At 65.8% G+C, this 25,936-nt stretch carries 25 protein-coding genes, 1 tRNA gene and 1 rRNA gene; 12 read left to right on the top strand and 15 right to left on the bottom strand.

Annotated features, from left to right (window positions below):
• Positions 1-61 precede the first annotated feature (61 nt).
• From MUK71_RS02705 to MUK71_RS02690, 4 genes are all read right to left on the bottom strand, one after another.
• Complete coding sequence (locus MUK71_RS02705; RefSeq protein ID WP_227929219.1) at positions 62-484, bottom strand: hypothetical protein; 423 nt, start codon at positions 482-484, stop codon at positions 62-64.
• A 74-nt stretch (positions 485-558) separates the two neighbouring features.
• Positions 559-1,098 (bottom strand): hypothetical protein, encoded by a 540-nt coding sequence (locus tag MUK71_RS02700; RefSeq protein ID WP_227905665.1) that lies wholly within the window; start codon positions 1,096-1,098, stop codon positions 559-561.
• Positions 1,098-1,694, bottom strand: a complete 597-nt coding sequence (locus MUK71_RS02695) for a magnesium transporter CorA family protein (RefSeq protein WP_227929220.1) — start codon at positions 1,692-1,694, stop codon at positions 1,098-1,100. The genes MUK71_RS02700 and MUK71_RS02695 overlap by 1 nt, the downstream gene beginning before the upstream one ends.
• Positions 1,695-1,773: 79 nt before the next feature.
• Positions 1,774-2,808, bottom strand: a complete 1,035-nt coding sequence (locus MUK71_RS02690; protein ID WP_244802815.1) for a patatin-like phospholipase family protein — start codon at positions 2,806-2,808, stop codon at positions 1,774-1,776.
• A gap of 77 nt (positions 2,809-2,885) precedes the next feature.
• Here MUK71_RS02690 and MUK71_RS02685 point away from each other — a divergent pair, with 77 nt between their 5' ends.
• Positions 2,886-3,380: a GNAT family N-acetyltransferase gene (locus MUK71_RS02685; RefSeq protein WP_227929222.1), complete on the top strand. Its 495-nt coding sequence runs from the start codon at positions 2,886-2,888 to the stop codon at positions 3,378-3,380.
• Here the strand turns inward: MUK71_RS02685 and MUK71_RS02680 are convergent.
• The gene (locus MUK71_RS02680) at positions 3,377-4,468 is read right to left on the bottom strand and encodes a PLP-dependent cysteine synthase family protein (protein ID WP_227929223.1); all 1,092 of its coding nucleotides are present in this window, start codon (positions 4,466-4,468) and stop codon (positions 3,377-3,379) included. The genes MUK71_RS02685 and MUK71_RS02680 overlap by 4 nt on opposite strands.
• Positions 4,469-4,759: 291 nt before the next feature.
• Between MUK71_RS02680 and MUK71_RS02675 the strand changes: the two genes are divergently transcribed.
• Complete coding sequence (locus MUK71_RS02675) at positions 4,760-5,011, top strand: hypothetical protein (RefSeq protein WP_227929224.1); 252 nt, start codon at positions 4,760-4,762, stop codon at positions 5,009-5,011.
• 11 nt (positions 5,012-5,022) lie between these two features.
• On the opposite strand, the gene MUK71_RS02670 is transcribed toward MUK71_RS02675, so the two are convergent.
• Both MUK71_RS02670 and MUK71_RS02665 read right to left on the bottom strand, forming a co-directional pair.
• Positions 5,023-6,147, bottom strand: coding sequence for a hypothetical protein (locus MUK71_RS02670; protein ID WP_227929225.1), 1,125 nt, complete (start codon positions 6,145-6,147; stop codon positions 5,023-5,025).
• Between the two features lie 45 nt (positions 6,148-6,192).
• Entirely contained in the window at positions 6,193-7,815 is a 1,623-nt protein-coding gene (locus tag MUK71_RS02665) for an AMP-binding protein (RefSeq protein ID WP_227929226.1), read from the bottom strand.
• 411 nt (positions 7,816-8,226) lie between these two features.
• On the opposite strand from MUK71_RS02665, the gene uriH reads away from it, so the two are divergent.
• Genes uriH through MUK71_RS02650 form a run of 3 tightly spaced genes read left to right on the top strand, consistent with a single transcriptional unit; the run spans position 8,227 to position 11,546 of the window.
• On the top strand, positions 8,227-9,174 hold the full coding sequence (gene uriH / locus MUK71_RS02660) for a uridine-preferring nucleoside hydrolase UriH (protein ID WP_227905644.1): 948 nt from the start codon (positions 8,227-8,229) through the stop codon (positions 9,172-9,174).
• Complete coding sequence (gene uriT, locus MUK71_RS02655) at positions 9,171-10,601, top strand: uridine transporter UriT (RefSeq protein ID WP_479768623.1); 1,431 nt, start codon at positions 9,171-9,173, stop codon at positions 10,599-10,601. The genes uriH and uriT overlap by 4 nt, the downstream gene beginning before the upstream one ends.
• A 24-nt stretch (positions 10,602-10,625) precedes the next feature.
• Positions 10,626-11,546 (top strand): ribokinase, encoded by a 921-nt coding sequence (locus MUK71_RS02650; RefSeq protein ID WP_227929227.1) that lies wholly within the window; start codon positions 10,626-10,628, stop codon positions 11,544-11,546.
• Between the two features lie 63 nt (positions 11,547-11,609).
• On the opposite strand, the gene MUK71_RS02645 is transcribed toward MUK71_RS02650, so the two are convergent.
• Positions 11,610-12,434, bottom strand: coding sequence for a histidine phosphatase family protein (locus MUK71_RS02645; RefSeq protein ID WP_227929228.1), 825 nt, complete (start codon positions 12,432-12,434; stop codon positions 11,610-11,612).
• Positions 12,435-12,548: 114 nt separating this feature from the next.
• Here MUK71_RS02645 and MUK71_RS02640 point away from each other — a divergent pair, with 114 nt between their 5' ends.
• A complete protein-coding gene (locus tag MUK71_RS02640; protein WP_227906035.1) occupies positions 12,549-13,190 on the top strand; it encodes a hypothetical protein in 642 nt (213 codons plus the stop codon).
• A gap of 75 nt (positions 13,191-13,265) precedes the next feature.
• On the opposite strand, the gene MUK71_RS02635 is transcribed toward MUK71_RS02640, so the two are convergent.
• Positions 13,266-13,877: a TetR-like C-terminal domain-containing protein gene (locus MUK71_RS02635; protein WP_227929229.1), complete on the bottom strand. Its 612-nt coding sequence runs from the start codon at positions 13,875-13,877 to the stop codon at positions 13,266-13,268.
• A gap of 126 nt (positions 13,878-14,003) precedes the next feature.
• On the opposite strand from MUK71_RS02635, the gene MUK71_RS02630 reads away from it, so the two are divergent.
• A complete protein-coding gene (locus tag MUK71_RS02630) occupies positions 14,004-14,975 on the top strand; it encodes a DUF5692 family protein (RefSeq protein WP_227929230.1) in 972 nt (323 codons plus the stop codon).
• A 64-nt stretch (positions 14,976-15,039) separates the two neighbouring features.
• Here the strand turns inward: MUK71_RS02630 and MUK71_RS02625 are convergent.
• Together MUK71_RS02625 and MUK71_RS02620 are read right to left on the bottom strand one after the other, a co-directional pair.
• A tRNA-Thr gene (locus MUK71_RS02625) sits at positions 15,040-15,116 on the bottom strand.
• A gap of 133 nt (positions 15,117-15,249) precedes the next feature.
• Complete coding sequence (locus MUK71_RS02620) at positions 15,250-16,119, bottom strand: DsbA family protein (RefSeq protein ID WP_227929231.1); 870 nt, start codon at positions 16,117-16,119, stop codon at positions 15,250-15,252.
• Positions 16,120-16,290: 171 nt separating this feature from the next.
• Between MUK71_RS02620 and MUK71_RS02615 the strand changes: the two genes are divergently transcribed.
• From MUK71_RS02615 to MUK71_RS02600, 4 genes are all read left to right on the top strand, one after another.
• Positions 16,291-17,748, top strand: a complete 1,458-nt coding sequence (locus MUK71_RS02615; RefSeq protein WP_227906045.1) for an alpha,alpha-trehalose-phosphate synthase (UDP-forming) — start codon at positions 16,291-16,293, stop codon at positions 17,746-17,748.
• Entirely contained in the window at positions 17,748-18,530 is a 783-nt protein-coding gene (gene otsB, locus MUK71_RS02610) for a trehalose-phosphatase (RefSeq protein WP_227906046.1), read from the top strand. Before MUK71_RS02615 ends, otsB begins: the two co-directional genes overlap by 1 nt.
• A gap of 161 nt (positions 18,531-18,691) precedes the next feature.
• The gene (locus tag MUK71_RS02605) at positions 18,692-19,780 is read left to right on the top strand and encodes an ABC transporter ATP-binding protein (protein WP_227906048.1); all 1,089 of its coding nucleotides are present in this window, start codon (positions 18,692-18,694) and stop codon (positions 19,778-19,780) included.
• A gap of 102 nt (positions 19,781-19,882) precedes the next feature.
• Positions 19,883-21,241: a DUF4032 domain-containing protein gene (locus MUK71_RS02600; RefSeq protein ID WP_227906050.1), complete on the top strand. Its 1,359-nt coding sequence runs from the start codon at positions 19,883-19,885 to the stop codon at positions 21,239-21,241.
• Between the two features lie 39 nt (positions 21,242-21,280).
• On the opposite strand, the gene MUK71_RS02595 is transcribed toward MUK71_RS02600, so the two are convergent.
• On the bottom strand, positions 21,281-21,826 hold the full coding sequence (locus MUK71_RS02595; protein WP_227906052.1) for a DUF4190 domain-containing protein: 546 nt from the start codon (positions 21,824-21,826) through the stop codon (positions 21,281-21,283).
• A gap of 228 nt (positions 21,827-22,054) precedes the next feature.
• On the opposite strand from MUK71_RS02595, the gene MUK71_RS02590 reads away from it, so the two are divergent.
• Positions 22,055-23,773, top strand: a complete 1,719-nt coding sequence (locus MUK71_RS02590; RefSeq protein WP_244802813.1) for a glycoside hydrolase family 13 protein — start codon at positions 22,055-22,057, stop codon at positions 23,771-23,773.
• 11 nt (positions 23,774-23,784) lie between these two features.
• On the opposite strand, the gene MUK71_RS02585 is transcribed toward MUK71_RS02590, so the two are convergent.
• The 3 genes from MUK71_RS02585 to rrf form a co-directional block, all read right to left on the bottom strand.
• Complete coding sequence (locus tag MUK71_RS02585) at positions 23,785-25,104, bottom strand: FAD-binding oxidoreductase (RefSeq protein WP_227929737.1); 1,320 nt, start codon at positions 25,102-25,104, stop codon at positions 23,785-23,787.
• A gap of 63 nt (positions 25,105-25,167) precedes the next feature.
• A complete protein-coding gene (locus tag MUK71_RS02580) occupies positions 25,168-25,665 on the bottom strand; it encodes an SRPBCC family protein (protein ID WP_227929736.1) in 498 nt (165 codons plus the stop codon).
• 92 nt (positions 25,666-25,757) lie between these two features.
• A 5S ribosomal RNA gene (gene rrf, locus MUK71_RS02575) occupies positions 25,758-25,874 on the bottom strand.
• Between the last annotated feature and the right edge of the window lie 62 nt (positions 25,875-25,936).

Genomic DNA, 25,936 nt, shown 5'->3' with positions numbered 1-25,936 from the left:
CGGTCTGCCCGAGGCTAGTACACGGCCGCGGATAGCTCTACGGGTGTGCGACGACGGCCCGTCACTGCAGGCGGATTGCCGCCTCCATTTCGCGGACAAACTGTTCGGTTTCTGCCGCATTGCGGAATCCGTAGGACACCTCGCGGACAGCTTCCTGGCGGGAACGGGGAATGGCATGGTACTTATCGGCCGGGAATCCTCCGGGCTCGGACACCGGTTCCACCAGCGGACGGCTGTTCAGATGGGCGAACTGCCGGAGCGTCGGATCGATCCGCCATTGGTCCGTTTCCACCCAGAAGTGATCCCCCATACCGGAACTTCCGCTGGCAACGCGGATCTCCTCCACTCCGGCTTCCTGCAGCAGCCAGGCCAGAGTGAAGGAGGCAGGGGCTCCCAGCCCGGAGCCGTAGGGGATGTGGCCTTCGGCTACCCCGGCGGTCTGTTCGGCAAGGCGGGTGGCTTCCTGAAGGCTGAGTTTTCGCATACCTCCATGATCCCAGCCCCGGAGCCCGTCCGTTGCCGGGCGTGCATCACATCAGTGTCCGCAGAGCACCCGGGTCACGCAGCGGCTGTGCCCGTGTCCGGACGGCGCATCCGGGTGGTGGCGCGGCGCACCTGCGGGTCCCGCTCCGCGTTCTGCAGCAGACGGTCGAAATCCGTCAGGCCTACGTCGCCACATTTGTAGGACAGCCGGGCCTCGGGACGGCTGCCGGATGCGGTGGCGTGCCGCCGCCCGGTGAGGCCGATGCGCAGCTGCCCGCCGCCGTCGTCGTTCACCTGCAGCTGCCGTTTCCGCACCAGATCACGGACACTCCTGGCGTCCACTTCCGGGGCGTTGTAGAAGTATTCCCGGACCACCCCGGTGAGGGCCTGGGCATCCGTCCGGTCCTGGCGCGGCCAGCGGACCAGCCGGTCCACCGCGGCCTGCACCGGATGGACGGCGAATCCCATCCCGATGAGGACGGTCACGAGGTCGCCGCCGCCCAGGAAAAGGAAGAGCACCGCTGCCATGCTCAGCCCAACCAGCGTTCGAACCGAGTGGGTCCGCCGGGGACTCAGGGGAAGGGCAATAAGTACCGGGTTGATCTGTGCCGACATCAGGACCAGCCGCCTTTCAGCCCGGCGAGCGCTTCGGCTTCGCGGGCGAGCCGGGACGCCGCCCTGAGCTCATGGTCGTAGACATCCCTGCTATGGATTATCTGGTCCTGCCCAACGGCGGTTTCCAGGGTGCGCAGACGGTTTCGATGGCTCTGGGCTGTCTGGGCCAGTTTTAGCTGGGATTTGGAACTTGTCAGTTTGTGCATCAAATCCTCCACACGGGATTCCTTGGCACGGACAACGTCAAAGTGCTGGCGTGCCGTGGCTTCGATGCGGGCCGCAAGATCGTGCATCCGGCGCGCGGTTTGGGCAAGGCTGACGGTTTCCCCGGCGTCGAGCCGTTCTTCGGCGATGACCTCTTCCAGGCACCGCAGCCGTGTTTCATAGGAGCGGGTAACGGCACTGTAATGCCGCAGCACTTCCCAGGCCGCCCGGGTCTGGTTCCTGAGCATGCTCTGGCTGGCGGCGGTGGCGGAAATGGCTGCATCAAGCCGGGCACACGTCTGGGTGAAATTGTCTCCCGTGCCGGGATGACCGAACTGCGCCTGCGCAATTCGGCGGATTCGCTTGAGGTTCCTGCCCACAGCTACCTCCATGATGGTCCCGGTTTATGCCCGGCAGGGAAGCCCGGACCGTCCGGAACGGCACAAAAACGCTTTCCCGCCATTCTTCCCCTCATTCCCCTGCCAGCCAAGGTCCCGGCCCCTGCGGAAGCAGCCGGGCCAGCCGGTCCAGGTCCGCAGCGGTTTCACGGACCATGCGTTCTGCCGTGGCGATCAGCCGCTGCAGGTTCTCTTCATCTGCGTTATCCGAATCGTGGCTCGCGTCCGGCAACAGCTCCGTCTGGATCCGCACGTACCTGTCTCCCAGGATGAGCTCAAGGCAATCGCGTGCCACCTGCCCGGGGCCGCTGAGCACCATGGAGAGGTCCTTCTCCAATACCTGCAGTTCCGGCGTCTGCTGGGTTTGTTCAGCTCCCAGCCGCAGCCCCGCGTTCCGGTTTCCGGCACTGGTTCCGGTCCCCAGCGAGACCATCAGTACCCCGTCCACCGCCTCAGGCAGTACCGTGCCGAGGGAGTATCCCAGCAACGCCGGATCATCGGCGGCCAGCCCGCCGTCCACCAGCTGCCTAGCGGTGCCCTCGGTGTCCGTAAACGGTACGGCCGGGAAATACCGGGGCAGCGACGCCGTCGCCTGTGCTGCCAGCGCCATCGGTGCATCCCCCAGGACGGAGGGTTCCAGGCCGCCACCGGCGAAGTGCAGCGCCTCGGTATGCGCCAGGTCGCAGGTGGTCACCGCCACCGGGCGGACCGCAGCGGAAAGCGGAAGATCGCCCAGTGCCTCGTCCAGGTAATGCTTCAGCGGCTCCGCGGAATACCTTGGTGCCCCGACAGGGGCAGCGGCATGCGCGGGGTGTCCGGGGGACCGGGGAAAAACCTGCGAGGCACTGTCCAGGTTCAACCGGCGCACCTCCTCGGCACTGTAGCCGTGCCCGTTGTGCTGCGGGGATACCAGCGCCAGGGCCGCCATGCCGCCGGCTGAGGTTCCCACCACCAGATCGAACAGTTCCGCTGTGCGCTGGCCGGTCTGCTCTTCCAGCGCCATCAGCCAGGTCAGGGGGATGATGCCGCGAATGCCGCCGCCATCAATGGAGAGGATGCGAAGCATAAACGGCTCCTGACGGCGTACGGCGCGGGTCCGGTGGTCCATTAACCCTGCCCGGCTCCGGCTGGCCGGGTCAATGGAGCGGGACCGTTTGGCGGATGCCGGTGTGCAAGACTGCGGGCATGGACATCAGGGAGACCTCATTGCTCAACGGGGCATTCACGGTGCGCCCGGCGGTACGGGCTGACGTGCCGCTGATAGTGGAACTGCTGGAGGCAGACGGCCTTGGACCGGCCGGGACCGGCGAGCACCGTTTGGAACCCTATCTGCAGGCCTACGCCGCTATAGCCGCTGATCCCGCCCATTTTTTGGCCGCGGTTGAGGATGCAGACGGCCGGTTCGCCGGCACCCTGCAGCTGACGCTGATCCCCTGCCTGGCCGCCGGCGGAACCACCCGGCTGCAGATCGAAGCTGTCCACATCCGTGCGGATCTTCGCTCGCGCGGCCTGGGCACGGCACTGATGGACTGGGCCGTCGGCGAAGGCCGGCGCAACGGTGCCGGCCTGGCCCAACTCACCTCCAACAAGCGCCGGGACTCCGCCCACCGTTTCTACGCACGCCTGGGCTTCGAGGCATCGCACATCGGGTTCAAGCGTTTCCTGGCACAGGCGCCTTAGGCCGGGTTTCCCGCGGGCCACCGCCCCGTCCTGAACAGTTCCTCCAGGACGGCGGTGGCCGGAGCGGGATCCAGGCCGCGGGCAGCCAGCCAGGCGCCGTCGCCGTATGAGGCGGCATACCGGTCACCGGAGTCGCACATCAGCGAGACGATGCTGCCGGCCCGGCCCTCGGCCTCCATGGCCGCGGCAAGCTGCCAGACACCCCAAAGATTGGTTCCCGTGGACGGGCCGGCATGCAGCCCGGCGGTCCGCCGCAGGTGTTGGGCCGCGGCCACGGACGCGGAATCCGGAACCTGGATCATATGGTCGATCACGGCGGGGATGAAGCTCGGCTCCGGCCGGGGCCGGCCGATGCCCTCGATCCGGGACGGCCCGCCGGCGGCGGGTGCTGCCGGGTTCTGCCAGGCGGGAAGAAACGCGGAGTTCTCCGGGTCCACAACCGCCAGCCGGGTGGGATGGCGGTGATAGCGGATATAGCGTCCCAGGGTCGCACTGGTTCCGCCGGTGCCGGCGCCCACGACTATCCATTCCGGCAGCGGGTGCTCTTCCAGGGACATCTGGTTGAAGATCGATTCGGCAATGTTGTTGTTCCCGCGCCAGTCCGTGGCCCGCTCCGCGTAGGTGAACTGGTCCATGTAGTGGCCGCCGGTCCGCCGGGCGATGTCCTCCGCTGCGGCGTACACCTCGGACGGATCATCCACGAAGTGGCAGGTACCGCCGTGCTGCTGGATCAGGGCTACTTTTTCGGCGCTGGTGGTCCGGGTCATCACGGCGATAAACGGCAGGCCCAGCAGCTGCGCGAAATACGCCTCCGAGACTGCAGTGGATCCGCTGGAGGCTTCCACCACGGTGGTGCCCTCGGTGATCCACCCGTTGACCAGCCCAAACAGGAACAGGGACCGGGCCAAGCGGTGCTTGAGGCTGCCGGTGCGGTGGGTGGACTCGTCCTTGAGATAGACCTTGACCGCCCAGCCTGCCGGCACCGGGATCTGGAACAGGTGGGTGTCCGCGGAACGGGCCGCTTCGGCTTCGATCCGGCGGATGGCGGCCTCGGACCAGCTGCGGTCCCGGGCAATAGGGGTAATCACCCGTCCAGCCTACGTGCCCGGCTCTGAGGACAGGATGCGCACCCCCTCCCGCTTTCAGAAAAGGGCTATCCGCAGGTCCGCCCCGGTGCTAGGGTTCCCGGCATGGAGATCCTGATTTTCGAGTAGCGAGCGCACGCGCCCTCTCGAACCTTCGCAGACAACCATCCACCGCTTGTTGAGGCACGGCCTCCGAGTCCTTCCGTCTGCAATTCCCCGTTTATGGCCCGTGATAGCGGCCTGCCCGGAAGGGCCCGTGCCGGCGTCGGCAGCGCCAGTTACAGGAGTGAAGCCATGCGTGCACCCAAAAAGAAACTGTTAGGCAGCGAACCAACCGTCCAACCCGTCCGGCAGCCGGCACCGGGACTGGAAATCCATCTGGCCCCGTCGGCGAAGGCGCGCCTCCACGACGCGGGGCAGGCCCTGCCGGCCGCCGGAGGCGCCGCCGAGTCGGCGCTTCCGGGGTGGCAGAGCCTGGGCAAGGGGCATAAACCCACCCAGTCAACCGGTAGGCAGGGTCCCCGCGAGCGCAAGGTGCGCTGGTAGGGCTTGCTTCCTCAGGACTGGCTGGCGGGCCGGAGCGCGTCCGCCAGCCAGTCGGCCAGCCGCGGTGTCCGGGTGCCCAGTGCCTCCGGATGAGTGCAGGCCAGCAGCCGCCGCCAGGATTCGCAGCGGTGCAGGCTTGCCAGCCGGTCAGCTCCCTCCAGCACACGCCGGATGTCGCCTTCCACTACATGCCATTGGCTGAGGTAGGACCTGCGCATACGCTGGACGACGGCGTCGTCGGGCGGCACAGGATCCGGCCAGCTCCCGGCGGCCATCCGAAGCGGCAGCTGCAGTGCTGCAAAGGGGTGGGACCAGAAGGCGTCCCCAAAATCGAACAGCCGCAGGCCGGCACCGTTGCGGGCACGGAAGGCGTTTCGCAAAGTGACGTCGTTGGGCTGCAGTGAGTGGGGAATCCCGGATTCGTCCAATGCCCTGAAGGCACCCGCGGCGGAGCTCAGGCCGGCCTCCAGCAGGCAGGCCTGCGCCGCAGAGAGATGCTGGGGGTGGGATGCCGGCAGCATGGCAAGGTCCTCGATCATCCCGGCGGCATAGTGCTCCGCCTGGTCCGCGCGCAGCACCGGCAACCCGGCCAGTTGGAGTTCCTCCCCGTGTGGTGCCAGGTCTGCCTGCATCCGGGCGGTCTGCTCCAGCAGGCCCCGCCACTGAGCTGCGGTGGTTTCCCCCTCCCCTGCAAGGACGGTTCCGCCGTCGGGTAGCAGCAGCCAGCCGCGGACGGTGTCCACCGCCACCGGGGAGATGACGTGCCCGGGCACCAGTCTGGCCAGTTCCTGCAGCAGTGCCGCTTCGAATGCCTGTCCGGGGTTGGCCGCCTTGAACCACAGGCGCCCGCGTCCGGTCTCCACTGTGAAGACCGCGGACCAGAAGCGGACCCGGTGCAGGCTCAGCGGGCCGTGGACAGGGACGGGAGTGTGCCCGCCGGCGAGCTGGACCGCGATCCAGTGGAGTGCCTGCTCCCGGAAGTCCTCCGACCGCCAGATCCGCAGATGATCCGTCTCCCCGTCGAAGCGCCTCCCGGAGGCACCGTCTTCAGGGCTGCCGGAAGGCCCGCCGGTACGGGCCTGTGCCAACGGGGTGTTCCCCGGGGCGGCGACCGCGCGTTCGGAAGGAGGCTGCATGGCTACAAGCTAGAACGCACGGTCGCCTCCGGCAAGGCCGGGGTATCAGTTGATCCGGGCTTCCAGGCCCTCCCATTCCTGCGAGCGCAGCTCGTTCTTGCGGATCTTCCCGGTCGAGGTTTTGGGCAGCTCCAGAATGAACTCCACCGACCGCGGTGCCTTATAACTGGCAATCTGGGATTTCACGTGGGCCAGCAGGTCCTCGCCGGTGACCTCGGTCCCGGGGGTGAGCACCACAAACGCCTTGGGCCGCTCACCCCAGCGCTCGTCCGGCACGCCGATCACGGCAACGTCGGCGACGGCGGGGTGGCTGGCCAGTGCCTGCTCCACCTCGATGGTGGAAATGTTCTCGCCGCCGGAGACCACCACGTCCTTGGAACGGTCCAGCAGCTGCACGTAGCCGTCCGGGTGCATCACGCCCAGGTCGCCGGTGTGGAACCAGCCGCCGCGGAATGCATCAGCTGTTCCCGCCTCGTCCCGGTAGTACCCGGCCATCACGCAGTTGCCGCGCATAACTATCTCGCCCATTTCGACGCCGTCGCCCGCCACGTCCGCCAGCTCGCCGTCGGCACCGGTTGCGTCCTTGACCACGCGCAGCCGCTCGGAGGTCAGCATTCCCACGCCCTGCCGTGCCATCTTCTTCGCCAGTGCGTCGGCGTCCAGGTCCGCCCACGCCGCCTGCGGCTCGCAGACAGCATATGGTCCGTAGGATTCGGTGAGCCCGTACACATGCACCACGGTTGCCTGCAGCTGGTGGATCTTGTTGATGACGGTGGGGCTGGGCGGGGCGCCGGCCGTGACGATGGTCAGGGGATGCTCCAGCACGTGTGCTTCCTCCGCGGTGGCGATGGCGGACAGCACGGTGGGGGCTCCGGCCAGGTGGTCGATGCCGTGGGTGTCGATCAGCCGCCAGATTTCCGGGCCCCGGACGGCGCGCAGGCAGACGTGTGTGCCGGAGGCGGCGGTCAGCGCCCACGTGGTGCACCAGCCGTTGCAGTGGAACATCGGCAGCGTCCACAGGTAGGTGGTGTCCGCGTCGAAGCCCTGGTGGTGCACCTCGCCGAGTGAGTTCAGGTAGGCGCCGCGGTGCGTGTACATCACGCCCTTGGGCCGGCCGGTGGTGCCGGAGGTGTAGTTCAGGCTGATCACCGTGTTTTCGTCCTCGACCTCCCACGGCAGCGGCGTGTCGGTGCCGCGTGCCGCAAATGTGGCGTACGACGTCGTGCCCTCCACTGTCTCCTCGCTGCCGTCCTGCAGGGGCACCGCGATGACTTCGGTGACGGTTTCCAGTTCCGGAGCGGCCAGGGAACCCAGTCCGCGGAGCAGATCGGGATCGCCGAAGAGCAGGGTGGCCCCGGAGTGGTTGCAGATATACGCCACTTCCGGCGGGGACAGCCGGGTGTTCAGGGGCACCAGGACGCCGCCGGCCAGCGGCACCGCGTAGTGGGCAATAAGCAGCTCCGCCGAGTTGGTTCCGAGGAACGCGGCGCGGGCCCCCTCGGTCAGGCCGGAGGCACGCAGTGCATGGGCAGCCCGGGTGACCGCCGCAGCGAATTCCCGGTACGTCAGCCGCCGCTCGCCGTCGATCACGGCCGGCTTGTCCGGATGTACCGAGGCAGCACGTTCCAGAAAGCGAAGCGGGGTCAAAGCGGTATCCAGACCGGTCATGTCTCTCCTTTGAGGTGTAACGGGCCTTCCACGCTACAGGGGAAATGAGGTGCGGATCACATCCGGTCCGTAGTGCCGGGAAACATAGACGGCGGGATTTGCGCTGCCTGCCGCGCAAAGGATAAGGACCGGTTTCCGGCTAGGCAAATCCTCCGGCGGAAGCGCACAGGGTTGGTGCAGGCGGCGGATGCCGAACCCCTCCAACGCCGATATCGTTAAAACGCAGTGCCCGCCCCCACCGGGGCTTACCGGCACCCGCCGCCCGGCATTCCGGTCGGCCGGCCAGCCCTAGACACTCCGCAAAAACCATCGGTCCGCAATGCTGCGCGCCCGGCGGTCCTGCCGGAGCGGGGCGCTGCACCGCCGGAATTTCGGTTCCGGCGCGGGAACCCTCAACGAAGCGGAGATGCAATGCCCCACAAAATCATCCTGGACTGCGATCCCGGCCATGATGATGCGGTCGCCCTGCTGCTGGCCCACGGCAGCCCGGAGATCGACCTCCTCGCGGTGACAACCGTCGTCGGAAACCAGACTCTGGAGAAGGTGACACGCAACGCGCTGGCGATTGCGCGTGTCGCAAATATCACAGGCGTCCCCTTCGCGGCAGGCTGCGACCGCCCCCTGGTCCGGACCATTGAAAACGCACCGGATATCCACGGCGAGTCCGGCATGGACGGCCCCGTCCTGCCCGAGCCCACGCTGGAACTGGACCCCCGCCACGCGGTGGACCTGATCATCGACACCGTGATGTCCCATGAGCCCGGAACCGTGACCCTCGTGCCCACGGCAGGACTCACCAACATTGCCCTCGCCGTGCGCAAGGAACCGCGCATCGCCGAACGCGTGAAGGAAGTTGTCCTGATGGGCGGCGGCTACCACGTGGGCAACTGGTCCGCTGTCGCTGAATTCAACATCAAGATTGACCCGGAAGCAGCCCACATCGTCTTCAACGAGAAGTGGCCGCTGGTGATGGTCGGCCTGGACCTCACCCATCAGGCACTTGCCACCGACGAGGTAGCGGCCCGCATCGCCGCCGTAGGCACCAAGCCGGCAAAGTTCGTCGGTGAACTCCTGGAATTCTTCGGCCAGACCTACAAGGATGCCCAGGGCTTTGACTTCCCGCCCGTGCACGATCCCTGTGCAGTGGCCTACGTGATTGACCCCTCCGTGATGACCACCCGCCGCGTGCCGCTCGACGTCGAGCTCACCGGCACCCTGACCCTCGGTATGACCGTGGCGGATTTCCGCGCCCCGGCACCTGCCGACTGCACCACCTCGGTGGCTGTGGACCTGGATCATGAAAAGTTCTGGGGCCTTGTTGTTGACGCACTCGAACGAATCGGTGAGGTAGACCTGTGAGTGAAACCACCCGGCGCCGGGTCAACGTCGGCGCACTGATGACGGCACTGCTGGCAGCCTGCGTGGCCTTCCAGCTCAATGCCTCCATGCTCTCCCCCGCCCTCGTCACCATCGAAGAGGAACTGAACACCACTTCGGCGGCCGTGGGCCTGAGCCAGACGGCCTTCTTCACCGCCGCAGCGCTCTTCTCCCTGTTCCTGCCGCGGCTGGGCGACATCATCGGCCGCAAGAAGGTCCTTGCCGGCATGCTGGTGGTCCTGACCATCGGCTCGGTGGTTGCCGCCCTGGCTCCGAGCATCGAAGTCCTCTTTATTGCCCGCCTGATCCAGGGCGTTTCCGGCCCCGTGGTCCCGCTGACCCTGATCATGCTGCGTGTGGAAATCCCCGACGCGAAGCTGTACGGCACGCTGATGGGTGTTATTACGGCCGTGAACGGCGGCATTGCCGGCGTGGACGCCATTGCCGGCGGCTACCTGGCACAGAACCACGGCTTTGCCTCGGTCTTCTGGGTCATGGCCGCCGTAGGCGCCGTCGCTGCTGCCCTGCTGTTCTTCCTGGCCCCTGAATCCACGGCCGAGAAGAAGGAGAAGATGGACTGGCTGGGTGTGGTGCCCCTGGTTATTTCCGTGGGCACCCTGCTGACCGCCTTCAACGAGGCCGGCAAGCTGGGGGCCGCAAACTGGCCGCTGGTGATCGGCCTGATCGTGATTGCCGTCATTGCCTTCGTGATCTTCTGGAAGGTGGAGAACCGGACCGAACAGCCCCTGGTGGCAACGCACTTGCTCAAGGAACGTTCCACCTGGGCGCTGCTGCTCACCACCCTGCTGACCATGACCGGTGTCTTTGCCGTGATGAACGGCATCATCCCGGCCCTGGCGCAGGACGGCGCCGTCGGCTTTGGCATGGGCGCCGAGGAATCCGCGTGGTGGACGCTGACTCCGTACGCCATCGCGGGTCTGGTGCTGGGTCCGATCGCCGGACGCCTGGCAGCCACCTGGGGCTACGGCAAGGTGCTGCGGATCGGCATGATCGGCTCCGTTATTGCCCTGACGCTGATGCTGCTGGTAGTTGGCAGCGACTCCAGGCTCGGAGTCCTGGGCGTCTCAGTGCTGATCGGTGTCACCTACGCCGGCATCGGCAACATCATGCTCAACGGCCTGGGCATTGTGCTCTCCCCGAAGGAAAACCCCGGCTTCCTGCCCGGGCTCAACGCCGGCGCGTTCAACCTGGGTGCGGGTCTGAGCTTTGCGGTCATCTACGCTGTGAAGACTGCAGCCACGCCGGCCGACGGCGGGGGCACCTCAGGTTACTACGCCGGTATTATTGCCGGTTTGGTGATCCTGGTGCTGGCCCTGGCCACGTCCTTCCTCATCCCCAAGCCCGTCAACGCCGAGGTCACCGCCAAGGCCGTGCCGGCCGACCGCTGACCTCACGTCAAGGAGAATCCCCGTATGCCTGCCGGAAAAGTTGTAGTTGTAGGGTCGCTGAACGCTGACCTCACCGTCCGTACCGAACGTTTCCCCTCCCCCGGGGAGACGCTCAACGGTTCGGAACTGGTGATTGTGCCCGGTGGTAAAAGCGCCAACCAGGCAGCGGCCGCCGCGATCCTCGGCGCCGATGTCCGGCTCTTCGGTGCCGTGGGCGCCGACGGGCACGGGGACCTCCTGCTGAAGGCGGCCGCCGGTGCCGGAGTGGACGCCTCCCGCGTCCTGCGCCGCAGTGGCACCGCCACGGGCACGGCCATGATCGTGGTGGACGCGTCCGGGGAGAACACGATCATTGTTTCCCCCGGCGCCAACGGCACGGTCACCGGGGCTGAGCTGCCGGCGGACCTGTTCGACGGCGCCGCCGTGCTGACACTGAGCCTGGAGGTCCCGCTCGAGGCGGTCACCGCCGCGGCACGGGCGGGGCACGACGCCGGTGCACAGGTGCTGCTGAATCTCTCCCCGTACCGGGAGGTTCCGGCGGAACTGCTGGCCCTGACCGATGTGCTGCTGCTGAACACCCATGAGGCAGCGCTTGTGACCGGCCTGGCGGACCCCGCATCGGACTGGGAAGCGGTCATCGCCGCCCTGGACGCGCTGGGCGTGCGGCGCACCATCATCACCCTCGGCGGAGACGGCGCCGTTGTCCTTGACGGCACCGCCTCCGGCACCGGCCGGGTAGTGGCCATTGCCCCCACCCGGGTCACCGCGGTGGACACCACCGGCTGCGGGGATGCCTTCACGGCGGCAACCGCCGCCCGGCTGGCCGCCGGGGATTCCCTGGCCGACGCCGCCGCGTTTGCTGCGCGGGCCGGTGCGCTGGCTGCCACCCGGGAGGGCGCACAGTCTTCCTACTCTGCCCTGCTGGAGCTGGTCACACCGGCCTAGTTTTACGGCACCAAGAAGGGCCCGGCATCCGCGCATAACGTGCGGATGCCGGGCCCTTTGCGGTTAGCTCCCGAAGGAGCCGAGAAGGAAGTGCCGGTTTGCCTCCGCCCGCTCCAGCAGCTCCCCGCCGGTGTAGTACTTCCGGTCGAATTCCTCCCACTCGCCGACGAACATGGTCCACTCGCCGTCCACACACACCGGCCAGCAGCGGCGGACCCAGTTGAGCTTTTCGCGGGTGTTGTTGCGGTCCTGCGGATCGGTGCTGGTGTACTGCAGGACGGTGCAGTTGTGGATCACCTGCTCCTTGTCGGCGTCCCGCAACAGGAACTCTTCGTCGCTCCAGCGCTCCAGCACCAGGCGGGTGGCCCACATGAACTCACCGTGGGTTACCAGGAGCACATTGTCCCGGGCGTTCTCGCGGTGCAGGGTGCTGAGGATATTCCGTACACGGTTCTCGGCAACGTTGGCAATGGACTCCCCCGCAGGCGGCGCCCAATACAGCGGGTCGCTGTCACGGTACGCGGCGTTCTGCGAATACTTCCGGGCGAAATCCTGCTTCGACATGGACCCGATCTCGCCCCAGGAACGCTCGCGGATCACCCGGTTCTCTTCCCAGCGCACATCCAGCCCCAGATGGGCGGCGGTCTCGCGGGTCCGGGTATAAACCGAGACCATGGCACGGTCGAACTGGATATTCTGTGCCGCGATCCAGGCTCCGGCTACCTTTGCCTGCTGCACGCCGAGGTCCGTAAGCCGCCAGGAGCGGTCCGGAACGGTCATTGTCTCTTCTGTATAGAGGCTCGGGTCCCCGGCCTTGGCTGCCCGCTGCATCACGTTCGCTTCGCTTTGTCCGTGGCGGACGAGGAACAGGTTGCGGGGCATAACCATCGGGGCCTCCTGGAATACGCGAAATAGATTCTGTTTTTATCCTATGCGCACCATGGATTGGCCATTCTCACCGTCGAATTCGGTCAGCCTCATCTGTTGGGTAAACTCGCACGAATGAAACTCACATCACAGCACCCCGTCCGCCGCCGAAGCGCGGGGGCGGCAATTGCCCTGTCAGCACTGCTTGCGGTCACCGCCTGCGGCGGCGATGAGGCCGAAGCACCCGCCGAGCCGGCGCCCGTAGCCGCGGAAACCGCCACTACGCCCGCGGCCGAATGGCCCGCCGGTGATGAGAAGGGAACGCTCGCGAACCCTTATGCCTTGGGTGAGGAAATGGTCGACGGTGACTTTACGCTCACGGTCAACAGCGTCAACCTTGACGGCAATGAGCAGTTCAAAGCCATGGACAGCTTCCTTGGAAAGGTGGAGCCGGATCCCGGCAACACCTGGGTGTTCATCAATGCGACCTGGGGATACACCGGTGATGAGCCGGCTGATAACGTCGGGACCGATTTCTCTATTGTTAACGAGAACTGGGACGGCGGTTTTATGACCGACGACGAGTATGGCACCACGTTTAATTCGGTGTCAGCCTTGAAGGAGGGCGAGACCAAGGCCCAACCGGTGGAAAAGGGATTCACGGTGACGGCCGATGCGGTGCTGCAGATGCCGATCGAACACGCGAACACCTCGAGCATGGTCAAGGTGAATTTCAACCACGGCGGAGCCAACGATTTCCTGGTGGCCCTGAAGTAGTCACCACACACATTATCGGGTGCCCCGGCTGCTTTCGGCCGGGGCACTCTGCTGTCCGCCCAGTAGCGGGAACGCTCACCGCGGACGGCGTCCACGCGGCGGAGCCGCCCGTGCGTCCAGCCGGCGGACTGACTCCCGGACGGCGCCGTGCAGCATAATCTCCAAATCGCCGACCACACGGTAGGGGTGCTCGACCATGCCGTCCGCTACCCACCGGAGTACGATGGCGAGCACGGCCGAGGTGTAGAAATCGACCACCAGCACGCGGTCTTCCGGGCGCACCGGCCCGCCGCCGTCCTGCTCCATGACTGCCTCGGTGATGGGGCGCATCTGGCGGAACAGGAAGCCCTCGAGCCCGGGCTGCCCCACGCCGTCGAGCACCCCGAGCGTCGACGCGCGGTTGTTGCGCAGGTACAGCATCAGCCGGACTAACCCGTCCGCCCATCCCGTCTCAATGGCGAAAGCCCTGACCTGGCGGGCAACCTCGGTCTCGAACACCCAGACCGCCAGCTGGCGCACGTCCGAGAAATGGTAGTAGAAGGCCTGTCGCGTCAGTCCGCAGTCCCGCGTGAGTTCCGTGACCGTCACTTTGTCGAGCGGCTCGGTGCGCAGCCGGGCCTTGAGCGCGGCCGCCAGAGCCGCTCGCGCCCTCGCTCCCCTCTGCGCGTCGATGCCCTCGTCGGTCATGCCTGACGGTAGCACCGGGCGTTTTTGGACACATCGCGTCAGCTGTCTAATGACTGCTCGGGGCGGTTTTTTTACCTTCGAAGAAGAAGGCACGCATGCCGCGGGCCCGAAACGGAGAGGTCCAAGATGTTCTTGTTCGAATCAATTCCCTGGTATTCCTGGGCGATGTTCGGCGTCGTCCTGGTTGCCCTCATCGCGCTCAACGAGGTGACACGACGTTGGAAGTGGGCCGGCCTGGCCTTCTTCGTGGCGCTGCCCATTCTGCTGACCGTGTTCGTGTGGCCGGTGACTGCCGGTGACGGCTCGTCCACGGGCACCTGGTTCCACTGGGTGAAGGTGTACTCGGCACTCCTCGGGTGCCTGGGCTTTATGCTCATCCGGTATGTTCCCCGTTTGGCACAGAACCGCTGGATGTTGATGTTCCCGCCACTGATCCTGGCGATCAACATCGGCGAGGCTGTCATCCGGGACTTCGAGGTGGCCGGGCTGCAGGGCATGCACGACGGCGTCTTTATGGTCGGCGGTCCGTGGAACTACATGAACGCCATCGCCGGCATCCTGAACCTGCTCACCATCTGTGGCTGGACCGGCATCATCATCTCCCGCGACAAGTCGAAGGACATGATCTGGCCCGACATGATGTGGTTCTGGATCATCGCATATGACCTGTGGAACTTCGCCTACGTCTACAACTGCGTCGGTGACCACGCGTTCTACGCCGGTGCGGCGCTGCTCATCTCCTGCACCATCCCCGCGTTCTTCCTCAAGAAGGGTGCGTGGCTGCAGCACCGCGCCCACACCCTCGCACTGTGGATGATGTTCACGATGGCGGTCCCCACGTTCGTGAGCACGTCGCCGTTCGCTGTGGAGTCCTCGCACAACCCGACCGCACTGTTCGTCGTGTCGGCCATCTCGCTGGCGGCCAACATCGCCGTCGCGGTCTACCAGGTGTTCACCATCGTCAAGCGGCACCGCAACCCGCTGCGCGACGAGCTGTACACCCATCTGCGCCCGTACCGGGAGGTGCGTGACGCGAACCTGCCCGCCGAGGCCCCGGTTGTCCTGCCGGAGCCCAAAGACCGGCCGGTCACCGTCTGACCTTCAGGGCATGGAAAAACCCCTCCTGATCGGACTTTGGTCTGATCAGGAGGGGTTTCCCCTTTGGAGCCCCCTGCCGGATTCGAACCGGCGACCCCCTGTTTACAAGACAGGTGCTCTGGCCAACTGAGCTAAGGGGGCGTGTTCTCGTCTCCGCCGGCAAAGAAGAAAAGCGGAACCGAACAAACAACGCTAGACAAGGTTAGCCCAGAGCGCCCGCCCCCGTGAAACCGGGAATGGTTTCACGGGGAACCGGGCCTCCGGGCCGAACAGGCTACTTGTTGGCGTCGATCGCTGCCTGGACGGTCTCAGTGAAGGTGTTCAGGTCTGCTTCTGCGCCGTTGACGTAGGCGGTGGGGGTGCCGGCGATGCCGTCCACGCGGGCGAGCTGATCCGCGTACTTCACGAACGGACGGTACGTGCCGTCGTCAATGCAGGATTCCAGGTTCTCCGTGTTCGCGCCGGCAGCCTCGGCCATGTCCACCAGGCCGGCGTTGTTCACTTCACCCGCAGCGTGCTGGGCGAAGATCGCCTTCATGAAGTCCCAATAGGATTCGGGACTCTCAGCAGCAACGCAGGCAGCGGCGTTGGCGCCGCGCGATGAGTAGTTGGTGGCGGAACTGCGGTCCAGGAACGCGACGGTGCGGTATTCGTAGGTGATTTCCCCGGCGTCCAGCCACTGGGCGATCTGCTCATCGTAGGTGGCGGCAAAGTCAGCGCAGTGCACGCAGTTAATGTCCACGTATTCCACGATCTGAATCGGCTCACCCGGTTCGGAGGCTTCGATGCCCGGCGGCACGGGAGCATCTTCCGCGGCTTCCTCCGGCGCGGGCTCCAGGGTCTCGGTATCGAAGTCAAACGGTTCTGCGGGCTCCAATGCGCTGGTGGAGGTCAGCGTGAAACCACCGTACTGGTTGGCGTTGGCCGGAGATGTGCCATTGTTCGCCACGCTGCGGCTCATGCTGTTGAACACAATGACGCCGACAATTGCGATTACCGCCACAATCGCCACCACTACGCCCCAGATCACAAGGAGGCGGTTGCGCCGGTCCTTCTTCTGCTGCGCTTCACGCATGGCACGGGCCTGGTCACGGGCGGCAGCAGTCCGCTCGGCCTTGGTCAGCTTGGGATTCCGGTCAGTCATTATTCCTCATGTCTCTCAACGCCGGCACCCGTTTCCGGGGCCTGTGGGCACATCACCAGTGTAGGGGGAACGTATTGCCCCGCCCTTCAGCCAACGCCCGCACGCGGTACAAAGTTTCCGGGCTTAGATAGAGTGGCTAAATACGTCTATTCAAACTAAGGGGTGCCATTCGTGAACGCTGAGGCCGATCCGAGCCAGAAGGACGCAACGGACGGGTATGGCGACTTCGATTTCATCGTAGTTTCCAACCGGCTTCCCGTGGACCGGGTGAGCACGCCCGACGGCGAGACCTGGCGCCGCTCCCCCGGCGGCCTGGTGACGGCGCTGGCGCCGGTCATGGCGAAGGCCGACGGCGCGTGGGTGGGCTGGCCGGGATCCCCGGACGAAGAGGTGGAGCCCTTCGACCACGATGACATGCACCTGAAGCCGGTGCCGCTGAGTACCGATGAGGTGGAGCTCTACTATGAGGGCTTCTCCAACGCGACGCTGTGGCCGCTCTACCATGACGTTATTGCCACCCCGGAGTTCCACCGCACCTGGTGGGACGCCTACCGGACAGTTAACCGCCGCTTCGCCGACGCCGCGGCCTCCGTGGCGGCCGAGGGCGCCACGGTCTGGGTGCAGGACTACCAGCTGCAGCTGGTCCCGCAGCTGCTCCGCAAGGCCCGTCCGGACCTGAAAATCGGATTCTTCAACCACATCCCCTTCCCGCCGCTGGAAATCTTCGCCCAGCTTCCCTGGCGCCGGAACATCATTGAGGGCCTGCTGGGCGCGGACCTGATCGGTTTCCAGCGGCCCTCGGATGCGAGCAACTTCCTGCGCTGCGTGCGCCGCTTCGCCGGTTACACCATCCGCCAGCAGCAGGTGAACGTGACCACCGAGGACGGCCTGTCCTACGTCTCCCGTGCCGAGGCATTCCCCATTTCCATTGACGCGGCGAAGATCGCCGAACTCGCCCAGCGCGAGGACATCATCGAACGCTCCAAGCAGATCCGCCGCGAGCTGGGCAACCCGGATACCGTGATGCTCGGCGTGGACCGGCTGGATTACACCAAGGGCATCAGCCACCGGCTCAAGGCCTACGGCGAACTCCTGGAGGACGGTGAAATCACCGTCGACAATGCCTCCATGATTCAGGTGGCCAGCCCTTCGCGTGAGCGGGTGGAACAGTACCGGCTGCTGCGCGAAGAGGTGGAAGGAACCGTGGGACGGATCAGCGGCACCTACGACACCATTTCCAACACCGCGCTGCGCTACCTGCACCACAGCTATCCGGTAGAGGAAATGGTGGCGCTCTACCTCGCCGCCGACGTCATGCTGGTCACCGCCCTGCGCGACGGCATGAACCTTGTCGCCAAGGAGTACGTGGCGGCCCGCACCGGGAACACCGGTGCCCTGGTGCTCTCCGAATTCACCGGCGCCGCAGACCAGCTCCGTCAGGCAGTGCTGGTGAACCCGCACGATATCGACGGCCTGAAGGCCTCCATCCTCACGGCCATGAACATGCCTGCCCGCGAGGCCAGCCGCCGGATGCGGCTGATGCGGCGGCAGGTACTGCAGAACGACGTCGAGCGCTGGTCACGGAACTTCCTTGACGCCCTTGAGCAGGACCAGGACCGGGACCAGTAGTGGAGACGCCGGAGACCGGACTGCAGCAGGCACTGGAAGGGCTCGCGGACGCGGACACCCTGCTGGTTGCCCTGGATTTTGACGGGACGCTGTCCCCGCTGGTGGAGCGGGCCGAGGACGCCCGCCCACTGAACGGCTCCGCTGCCGCCGTGCGCGCACTGGCAGCCCTGCCGGGCACCGTCACCGCCTTTATATCCGGACGCGCCCTGGACAGCCTGCGCAGCGTCGCCACCCCTGACCCGGAGACGCTGCTGATCGGCAGCCACGGAGCCGAAACCTGGACGGGACCCAATGCCGAGCCCCTGCAGCTGACGGCGGAGCAGGCCGAGCTGCTGGCCCGCGCCCGGTCAGCAGTGGAATCCGTGGCCACGCGGCACCCGGGGTGCCGGCTGGAGGACAAGCCGGCCGGCGTCGTCCTCCACACCCGCAGCGCCGAGGGTCCGGTGGCTGCCGCTGCCACCGACGAGGCGCGCCGCCACCTGCAAATGCTGGACGGCGTGCAGGTCACCGATGGCAAGTCCGTCCTGGAAGCCTCCGTTGTACACACGAATAAGGGTGAGGGTATCCGTGCCCTGCGCGCGCTGACCGGTGCGACGGCGGTGCTTTTCGCCGGTGACGACGTCACCGATGAGCACGGCTTCGCTGCCCTGGAGGCCGGCGACGTGGGCATCAAGGTCGGTCCCGGAGACACGGCCGCGGCGTTCCGGGTTGCCTCTCCCGAAGCCTTCACCGAGGTGCTTGCCGAGCTGGCACGGCTGCGCTCAGCCGCCGTCGGCCGGTAACACAGCCGATGCGGACGCGGCGCCGGAGCCAACGTATGCCATACTGACTCCGTGAACCGTGTCACAGCTCACTGTTGAGCCGCGGCGGGTTCCCACAACTACATAGCACCTCCATTCACAACGGATCGTCGGGCACGTACCTGCCCGTGAAGGGAAATACCATGGCAACGGTAACGTTTGACCAGGCAACACGCCTCTACCCGGGGACTGAACGCCCTGCTGTAGATAACCTCAGCCTCGAAATCGCCGACGGCGAGTTCCTGGTTCTCGTTGGCCCCTCCGGCTGCGGAAAATCCACCTCCCTGCGCATGCTCGCCGGGCTCGAAGACGTCAACTCCGGCCGGATCCTGATCGGTGACCGCGACGTCACCGACGTTCCGCCCAAGGACCGCGACATCGCCATGGTTTTCCAGAACTATGCGCTGTACCCGCACATGTCGGTGGCGGACAACATGGGCTTCGCCCTGAAGATCGCCGGCGTGGGCAAGGAAGAGCGGATGGAACGCGTCCGCGAGGCCGCCAAGCTGCTCGACCTCGAAGACTTCCTCGATCGCAAGCCCAAGGCCCTCTCCGGTGGCCAGCGCCAGCGCGTTGCCATGGGCCGCGCCATCGTCCGGAACCCGCAGGTGTTCCTGATGGATGAGCCGCTGTCCAACCTGGATGCCAAGCTCCGTGTGCAGACCCGCACGCAGATCGCCTCCCTCACCCGCCGTCTCGGCGTCACCACCGTTTACGTCACGCACGACCAGGTCGAGGCCATGACCATGGGCGACCGCGTGGCAGTGCTGAAGGACGGCATCCTGCAGCAGGTGGACACCCCGCGGAACCTCTACGACCACCCGAAGAACGTATTCGTGGCCGGCTTCATCGGTTCCCCCGCCATGAACCTGTTGGAACTGCCGGTAGTGGACGGCGGTGTCGCATTTGGCGGCTCGGTTTACCCCGTGGCAAGCGCAGTGCTTGGTGCCGCAGCCGGCAACACGGTCACCCTGGGTGTCCGTCCCGAAGACATGGAGCTCGTCTCCGAGGGCGACGGCCTGCAGGTGGACGTTGACGTGGTGGAGGAGCTCGGCGCCGACGCGTACGTGTATGGCCACACCACCCTCGACGGCAAGCACCATGACATGGTGGTCCGCGTGGACGGCCGCCGCCCGCCGATGAAGGGCGATGTCCTGTACGTCCGCCCGCAGAAGGGGCATGTGCACCTCTTCGACACCGCCACCGGCGACCGGCTGGCCGAACAGGCCTAACGCCCGTGACATGCGGTGGCTCCCCTGCTCAACTAGACTTTTGAGATGGGGAGCCACCGCTTTTTTAATGCACGTATGTTCTACACGTAAGGGCTTTCGCCTATGACACACGCCGCATCAGCCAACTGGCAGAACGAACCGACGGATTGGGACCAGGCCGGGAAACTGCCCCGCGCCCGTGAATCAGCCGGCAGGATCAACACCCTTGGCTCGCTGAACATTACGGCTGCGTCCATGGACCCCGCCCTGCTGGACCTGCCATGGCACATCCCGCTGGAGGACTGGCCCAAGGAAAACCTGGCCGCCCTTCCCCGCGGCATCTCCCGCCACGTGGTCCGCTTTGCCCGGCTGGGCGATTCGCTGATTGCCATCAAGGAAACCAGCGAGCATGTTGCCCGGCAGGAGTACCACATGCTGCGCAAACTGCGTCGGCTGAATGTGCCGGCGGTGTCTCCGGTGGCGGTTATTACCGGACGCATGAACCCTGAAGGTGAAGAGCTGCAGCCGGTCCTGGTGACTCGGCACCTGCGTTTCTCCCTCCCCTACCGTGCCGTGTTTTCCCAGACCCTGCGCCAGGTCACGCTGACCAGGCTGATCGATGCCCAGGCACTGTTGCTGGTACGCCTGCATCTGGCCGGTTTCTACTGGGGTGACGTGTCCCTGTCCAATACGCTGTTCCGCCGCGACGCTGGAGCCTTCGCGGCATACCTCGTGGATGCCGAAACCGGAGAGCTCTATCCGGAACTTTCCAATGGCCAGCGCGAATACGATCTGGAAATTGCCCGGGTCAACATTGCCGGGGAGCTGATGGACCTGGCCGAAGGCGGCCTGATCGAAGAGTCCGTGGATCCGCTGGCCACCAGCGAACGGATCATGGACAGCTACCGCCGGCTCTGGGCAGAACTCACCGAGCAGGAATCCTTCGGGCTCGCCGACCGGTGGCGGGTGGACGCACGGATCCGCCGGCTGAATGACCTGGGGTTCGACGTCGACGAACTGACCATCTCCACTACCCCGGACGGATCCCAGGTCCAGCTGCAACCCAAGGTTGTGGACGCCGGCCACCACCAGCGCCGGCTGCTGCGCCTCACCGGCATCGATGCCCAGGAAAACCAGGCCCGTCGGCTGCTCAATGACCTGGATTCCTACCGCGCAACCAACCACCCGGAGCTTGATGAGGAGCTCAGCGCCCACCTGTGGGTGACCCAGGTCTTCGAACCCATTGTGAAGGCCGTGCCCCGGGACCTGGGCAGCAAGCTCGAGGCGGCCGAAGTTGTCCATGAGGTGCTCGAACACCGGTGGTACATGTCCGAGAACTCCAACCGGAACGTGCCGATGGCCGAAGCCGTCCAGTCCTATATGGACAACATCCTGCGCCACCGGCGTGATGAAGCAGCGATCCTCCTCAGTGCCGATACCAGGACCATGCAGATCCTGGACGCGGGAGGAGCCCCGTCCTAAGACGGGGCTCCCCGGAAAAACGGCAGGACGCGGCCGAAGCTAGTAGCTTGAGGTCTCCGCAGCGATGCCAATGAAGATCAGAAGGAAGAACAGGGCGCCCAGCAGGGTCCCCAGCGCACCCACAATGATGCCCACCACGGCGGGAACGTTGCCCATGCCGACCTTGCGGGACTGGTTCAGGCCAATGATGCTCAGTACCAGGCCGACCACGGAAATGAAGAACGAGGTGATCAGGCCGGCAATACCCATGGCCTGGCCCGGATTCTCCCGAGGCACGGGATACGCGCTCTCCCCGTAGGAGGGGTAACCCGTCTGCGCGGGGTATCCGGCGGGCTGCTGGCCGTACTGGGACTGCCCGTACTGATCGGACTGTCCGTAGGAGGAGCCCTGCTGGGCGTAGGGGGATGATCCTTCCTGCCCGTAGGAGGGATACCCGGAGGAGGCGTTGCTGCCCTGTCCGTCCTGTCCGGGGTAGGACGGCGGCGCCGGCTGGGAGGACGTGCCGTACTGGCTCTCTTCCGAGCCCTGGCTGCCGTCCGCAGCAGGATTCTCGCCATGCTGCCATTCTGGTCGGTTGTCTGACACGCGGATTTTCCCCCTGAATGAGAAGTGGCTAGCGTGGGTGAATCGCCGTGGCGTCAACTTCGCTAGGTCGATATGACGTTTCTCCAATCCTATACACCCATGGGGAAGGGGAACCAGCGCATGCGTGAGCGAAATCTCCTGTGACGTGTGCCCCTCTCTGCCAACGGCTGCAGCCGTGAGTCGTTAAATGGAAATGTAAGCGTACGAACCGGAAGGAGCCCCTCAAAGATGGTTGACCAACTGGCTGAGGTCTTCAGCCGCCCGGACCTGCGTCTGGTCCCCGTCCATGAGTCCCCCGCCGGCCGTGAATGGTGGCGCTCATCAGTGATCTACCAGATCTACCCGCGATCCTTCCGGGACCGTCGCGGGGACGGCATCGGTGACCTGCAAGGCATCACCGCCGAACTGGCCACCCTGGCCGAACTGGACATCGACGCCGTCTGGCTCTCCCCCTTCTACCGCTCCCCGCAAAAGGACGCCGGCTACGACGTCGCCGACTACTGCTCCGTAGACCCCATCTTCGGCACCCTGGAGGACTTCGACGCCCTCATCACCGAAGCCTCCCGCCACCACATCCGCGTCATCGTGGACCTGGTCCCCAACCACTGCTCCGACGCCCACCCCCTCTTCCAGGCAGCCCTGGCCGCAGGACCCGGCTCCCCCGAACGCGACATGTTCATCTTCCGCGACGGCACCGGCGAAAACGGGGACACCCCGCCGAACAACTGGCAGTCCCACTTCGGCGGACCGGCCTGGACCCGCATCACCGAACCCGACGGCACCCCCGGACAGTGGTACCTGCACCTCTTTGACTCCTCCCAGCCCGACTTCAACTGGGACTCCCCCGCAGTGCACGCCGAATTCGAACGGATCCTGCGCTTCTGGCTGGACCGCGGCGTCGGCGGGTTCCGCGTGGACGTCGCCCACGCCCTGATCAAAAAGACCGGCCTGCCGGACTGGGGCGGACGCGCCGACGGATCCTCCTCCGAGGGCTACCCCGGCTCCGAAGCACCCATGTTCGGCCAGCCCGGCATCCACGACATCTACCGGTCCTGGCGGAACATCCTGGACTCCTACGACGGGGACCGGGTGCTCTGCGCCGAAGCGACCATCGACCCGATCGAACGCCTCACCGACTGGGTACGCGCCGATGAGATGCACCAGACGTTCAACTTCGCCTACCTGCACCACCCCTGGCACGCCCCGGCACTGCGCCACGTCATCGAGTCCTCCCTGCGCGCCTTCGACCAGGTCGGCGCCCCCACCACCTGGGTGCTCTCCAACCACGACGTCGTCCGCCATACAAGCCGCTTCGGGCTGACCGGCGCGGGCCCGCGAACGGGCGATGGCCTCGGCCCCCGGGATGAGCAGCCCAACTTGGAACTCGGCCTGGCCAGGGCCAGGGCAGCCACGCTGCTGATGCTGGGCCTGCCCGGCGGCGTTTACCTCTACCAGGGTGAGGAACTGGGACTGCCGGACCACACCCTGCTTCCGGACGAGTTCCGCCAGGACCCCACCTTCCACCGCACCGCCGGGGAACGGGTGGGACGTGACGGGAACCGCGTGCCGCTGCCGTGGAAAGCCAACCAACCCAGCTATGGCTTTAGTGACGCCGGGAAGTCCTGGTTGCCGCAGCCTCCCATCTGGGGGAAGCACTCCCGTGATATCGAGCAGCGCAACCCGGACTCCACCTTGAACCTGTACCGCAACGCCCTGTCGCTGCGCCGTGCGCTGCGGCTGGGTGACGGCTCGCTCGCCTGGTGGCCGGAGCACGACGACGAAGGGCTGGTGTGCTTTGTCAACGGGTCCACCCTGGTCGCGATGAACATGGGTGAGGACCCTGTGAAGCTGCCGGCTCTCCCGCTGCTGTTGGGCAGCGCCGCTGATGCCCTTGAAGGCGACCGGCTGCGTCCGAACCGCACCGTATGGATGCGCGTGGGTTCATAACCGGACTGATGCTAAACCCCGGGAATGGCCTTCCCGGGGTTTAGTATGCCGGCGGGATCGAACAGGCTCTTGAGGCGCCGCTGCAGGACCAGCACTTCTTCCTGCTGTTCGGCCGGGAGCCAGCGGAGCTTGTACTGTCCCACGCCGTGTTCCCCGGTGATGGTCCCGCCCAGAGACAGTGCCACTGCAATGGATTCATCGAGGGCGGCGTCCAGCCGCTGCTGCCCGCCCCCTTCAGCGGTGCCAACCCAGAAGGTGGGATGCAGGTTACCGTCGCCGGCGTGGGCCACCACTCGCAAACCCACCCGATGAGCTGCAGCCATGCGTTCAAGTTCAGCGACGTATCCGACTAGTGCCGACCGCGGAACGGCCACGTCTTCCCCCACCCGCAACTGTTCCGCGAGGCCGCTTCCTCGGCTGTGCCTCCGCAGATCCACCAGCCGTTCTGCTTCCACGGATCCCTCAGTGCTGACCGTCCCGCCCAGCCCGGCTAAAACCTCCCGCACAACATCAGCCTCGGCTGCGGCTCCAAACCCGTCAGTCTGGATCAGCAGCAGCGCGTTGCCCCGGGCCGCCAGGGCGCTGCCGTGGGCTGCGTCCAACGCCGCCAGCGTCGCCCCGTCCAACAGCTCCATAATTGCCGGCTGGACGCGTGCCGTTCCCACGGCGAGGACGCCCGAGGCCGCCGTCGGGACATCCGGGAAGAAGGCGGCAATGGTGCAGGTCCGTACCGGCAAATAGCGCAGGCGCACGGTAATACCCACCACAATCCCCAAGGTCCCTTCGGAGCCGGTGAAGAGTCCGGTCAGGTCATACCCCGCTACGCCCTTGAAGGTACGCTGTCCGGTCCTAATGAGGGTGCCGTCCGCCAGCACAACGTCCAGCGCGAGCACCGAATCACGGGTCACCCCATACTTCGCACACCGCAGTCCCCCTGCGTTGGTGGCAACATTGCCACCGATAGTCGAGATACGGTAACTGGCGGGGTCCGGTGCATACATCAGCCCATGTTCAGCTGCAGCCGCGTTCAGATCGGCGTTAACCACCCCGGGTTCGACGACGGCCACTTCGTCCAGCGGATTCAACTCGAGGATCCGGTTCATTCTCTCCAGGCTGAGGACAATGCAGCCCGCCGTGGCATGCGCCCCGCCGGATACCCCGGTGCCCGCGCCCCTGGCAACAACGGCAGTGCCGGTCTCGGAAGCCCAGCGAAGCACAGCCTGCACACCCTCAATACCTTTGGCCCAGACCACGGCCAGCGGCTCGGCATAGTCCAGCACCGGACCCTGATCAGCGGCGTAGGCAGCCCGCACCGGGACGGAAGTATCCATCTCCAGATCAGGATGGCTCAGCGCCAGGGCATGCAGGGCATGCAGGGCATCAAGTGACACAGGCTACCGGGCCCCCATAAAGCGGGCGTAGCGGTCCAGGATCTCTTCCCATTCGGCACGGATCCGCTCGTATTCCTTTGCGGCCTCCGGCAGTCGTTCCAGTCCCCCGTGCCGGAGCGTCACCAAGGTACCGTCCTCCGCTACCGCGGAGAATTCCACCCGCACGTCGGTGGGAATCCGAGGACTGTGCCCCGCCACCCAGTCCAGCTCAAGCAGGGAATCGGGTTCCTTGGTCCGGACGGTAGCCCAGACAGCCGTCTCACCATCCGGAGCAGTTTCGGTCAGGACGCCGGATTCAAACTCCGGGTGTGTGCCCTCACCGAAGTCGGTGAGGTCCTGGGGCCACCATAAGTGAAGGTAGTCGGTAAACCCGTTGAAGGCTTCGTGCAGATCCCGGGGCACCCTGCGTTCCAGCACTACTTCGGACGGAGCGGCTGCCCCGTCTGTGTTCACCGGATCAGCGTCCGGATCCTCGGCATGGGAAAACAGGGAGAAACTCATGGTTTCCAGCCTACCGGTGCCGGCATCTCTGGTGGGGGTTAAACAGGTGAGGCCCGTACCAACACTGGTACGGGCCTCACCCTTCACAATTTGTCCGGCGGTGACCTACTCTCCCACATCCTCCCGGATGCAGTACCATCGGCGCTGTGGGTCTTAGCTTCCGGGTTCGGAATGGGACCGGGCGTTTCCCCCACGCTATGACCGCCGTAACCCTACTACCCGCACCCGCACAAACACCGGCCAAAAAACCGGGTGTGCAGAGGGGAAAACA

This window comes from Arthrobacter zhangbolii, assembly GCF_022869865.1.
GTDB classification, from domain to species: domain Bacteria; phylum Actinomycetota; class Actinomycetes; order Actinomycetales; family Micrococcaceae; genus Arthrobacter_B; species Arthrobacter_B zhangbolii.
The sequence above is the reverse complement of the archived record's forward strand: the minus strand, read 5'-3'. Positions and strand labels throughout refer to the sequence as shown.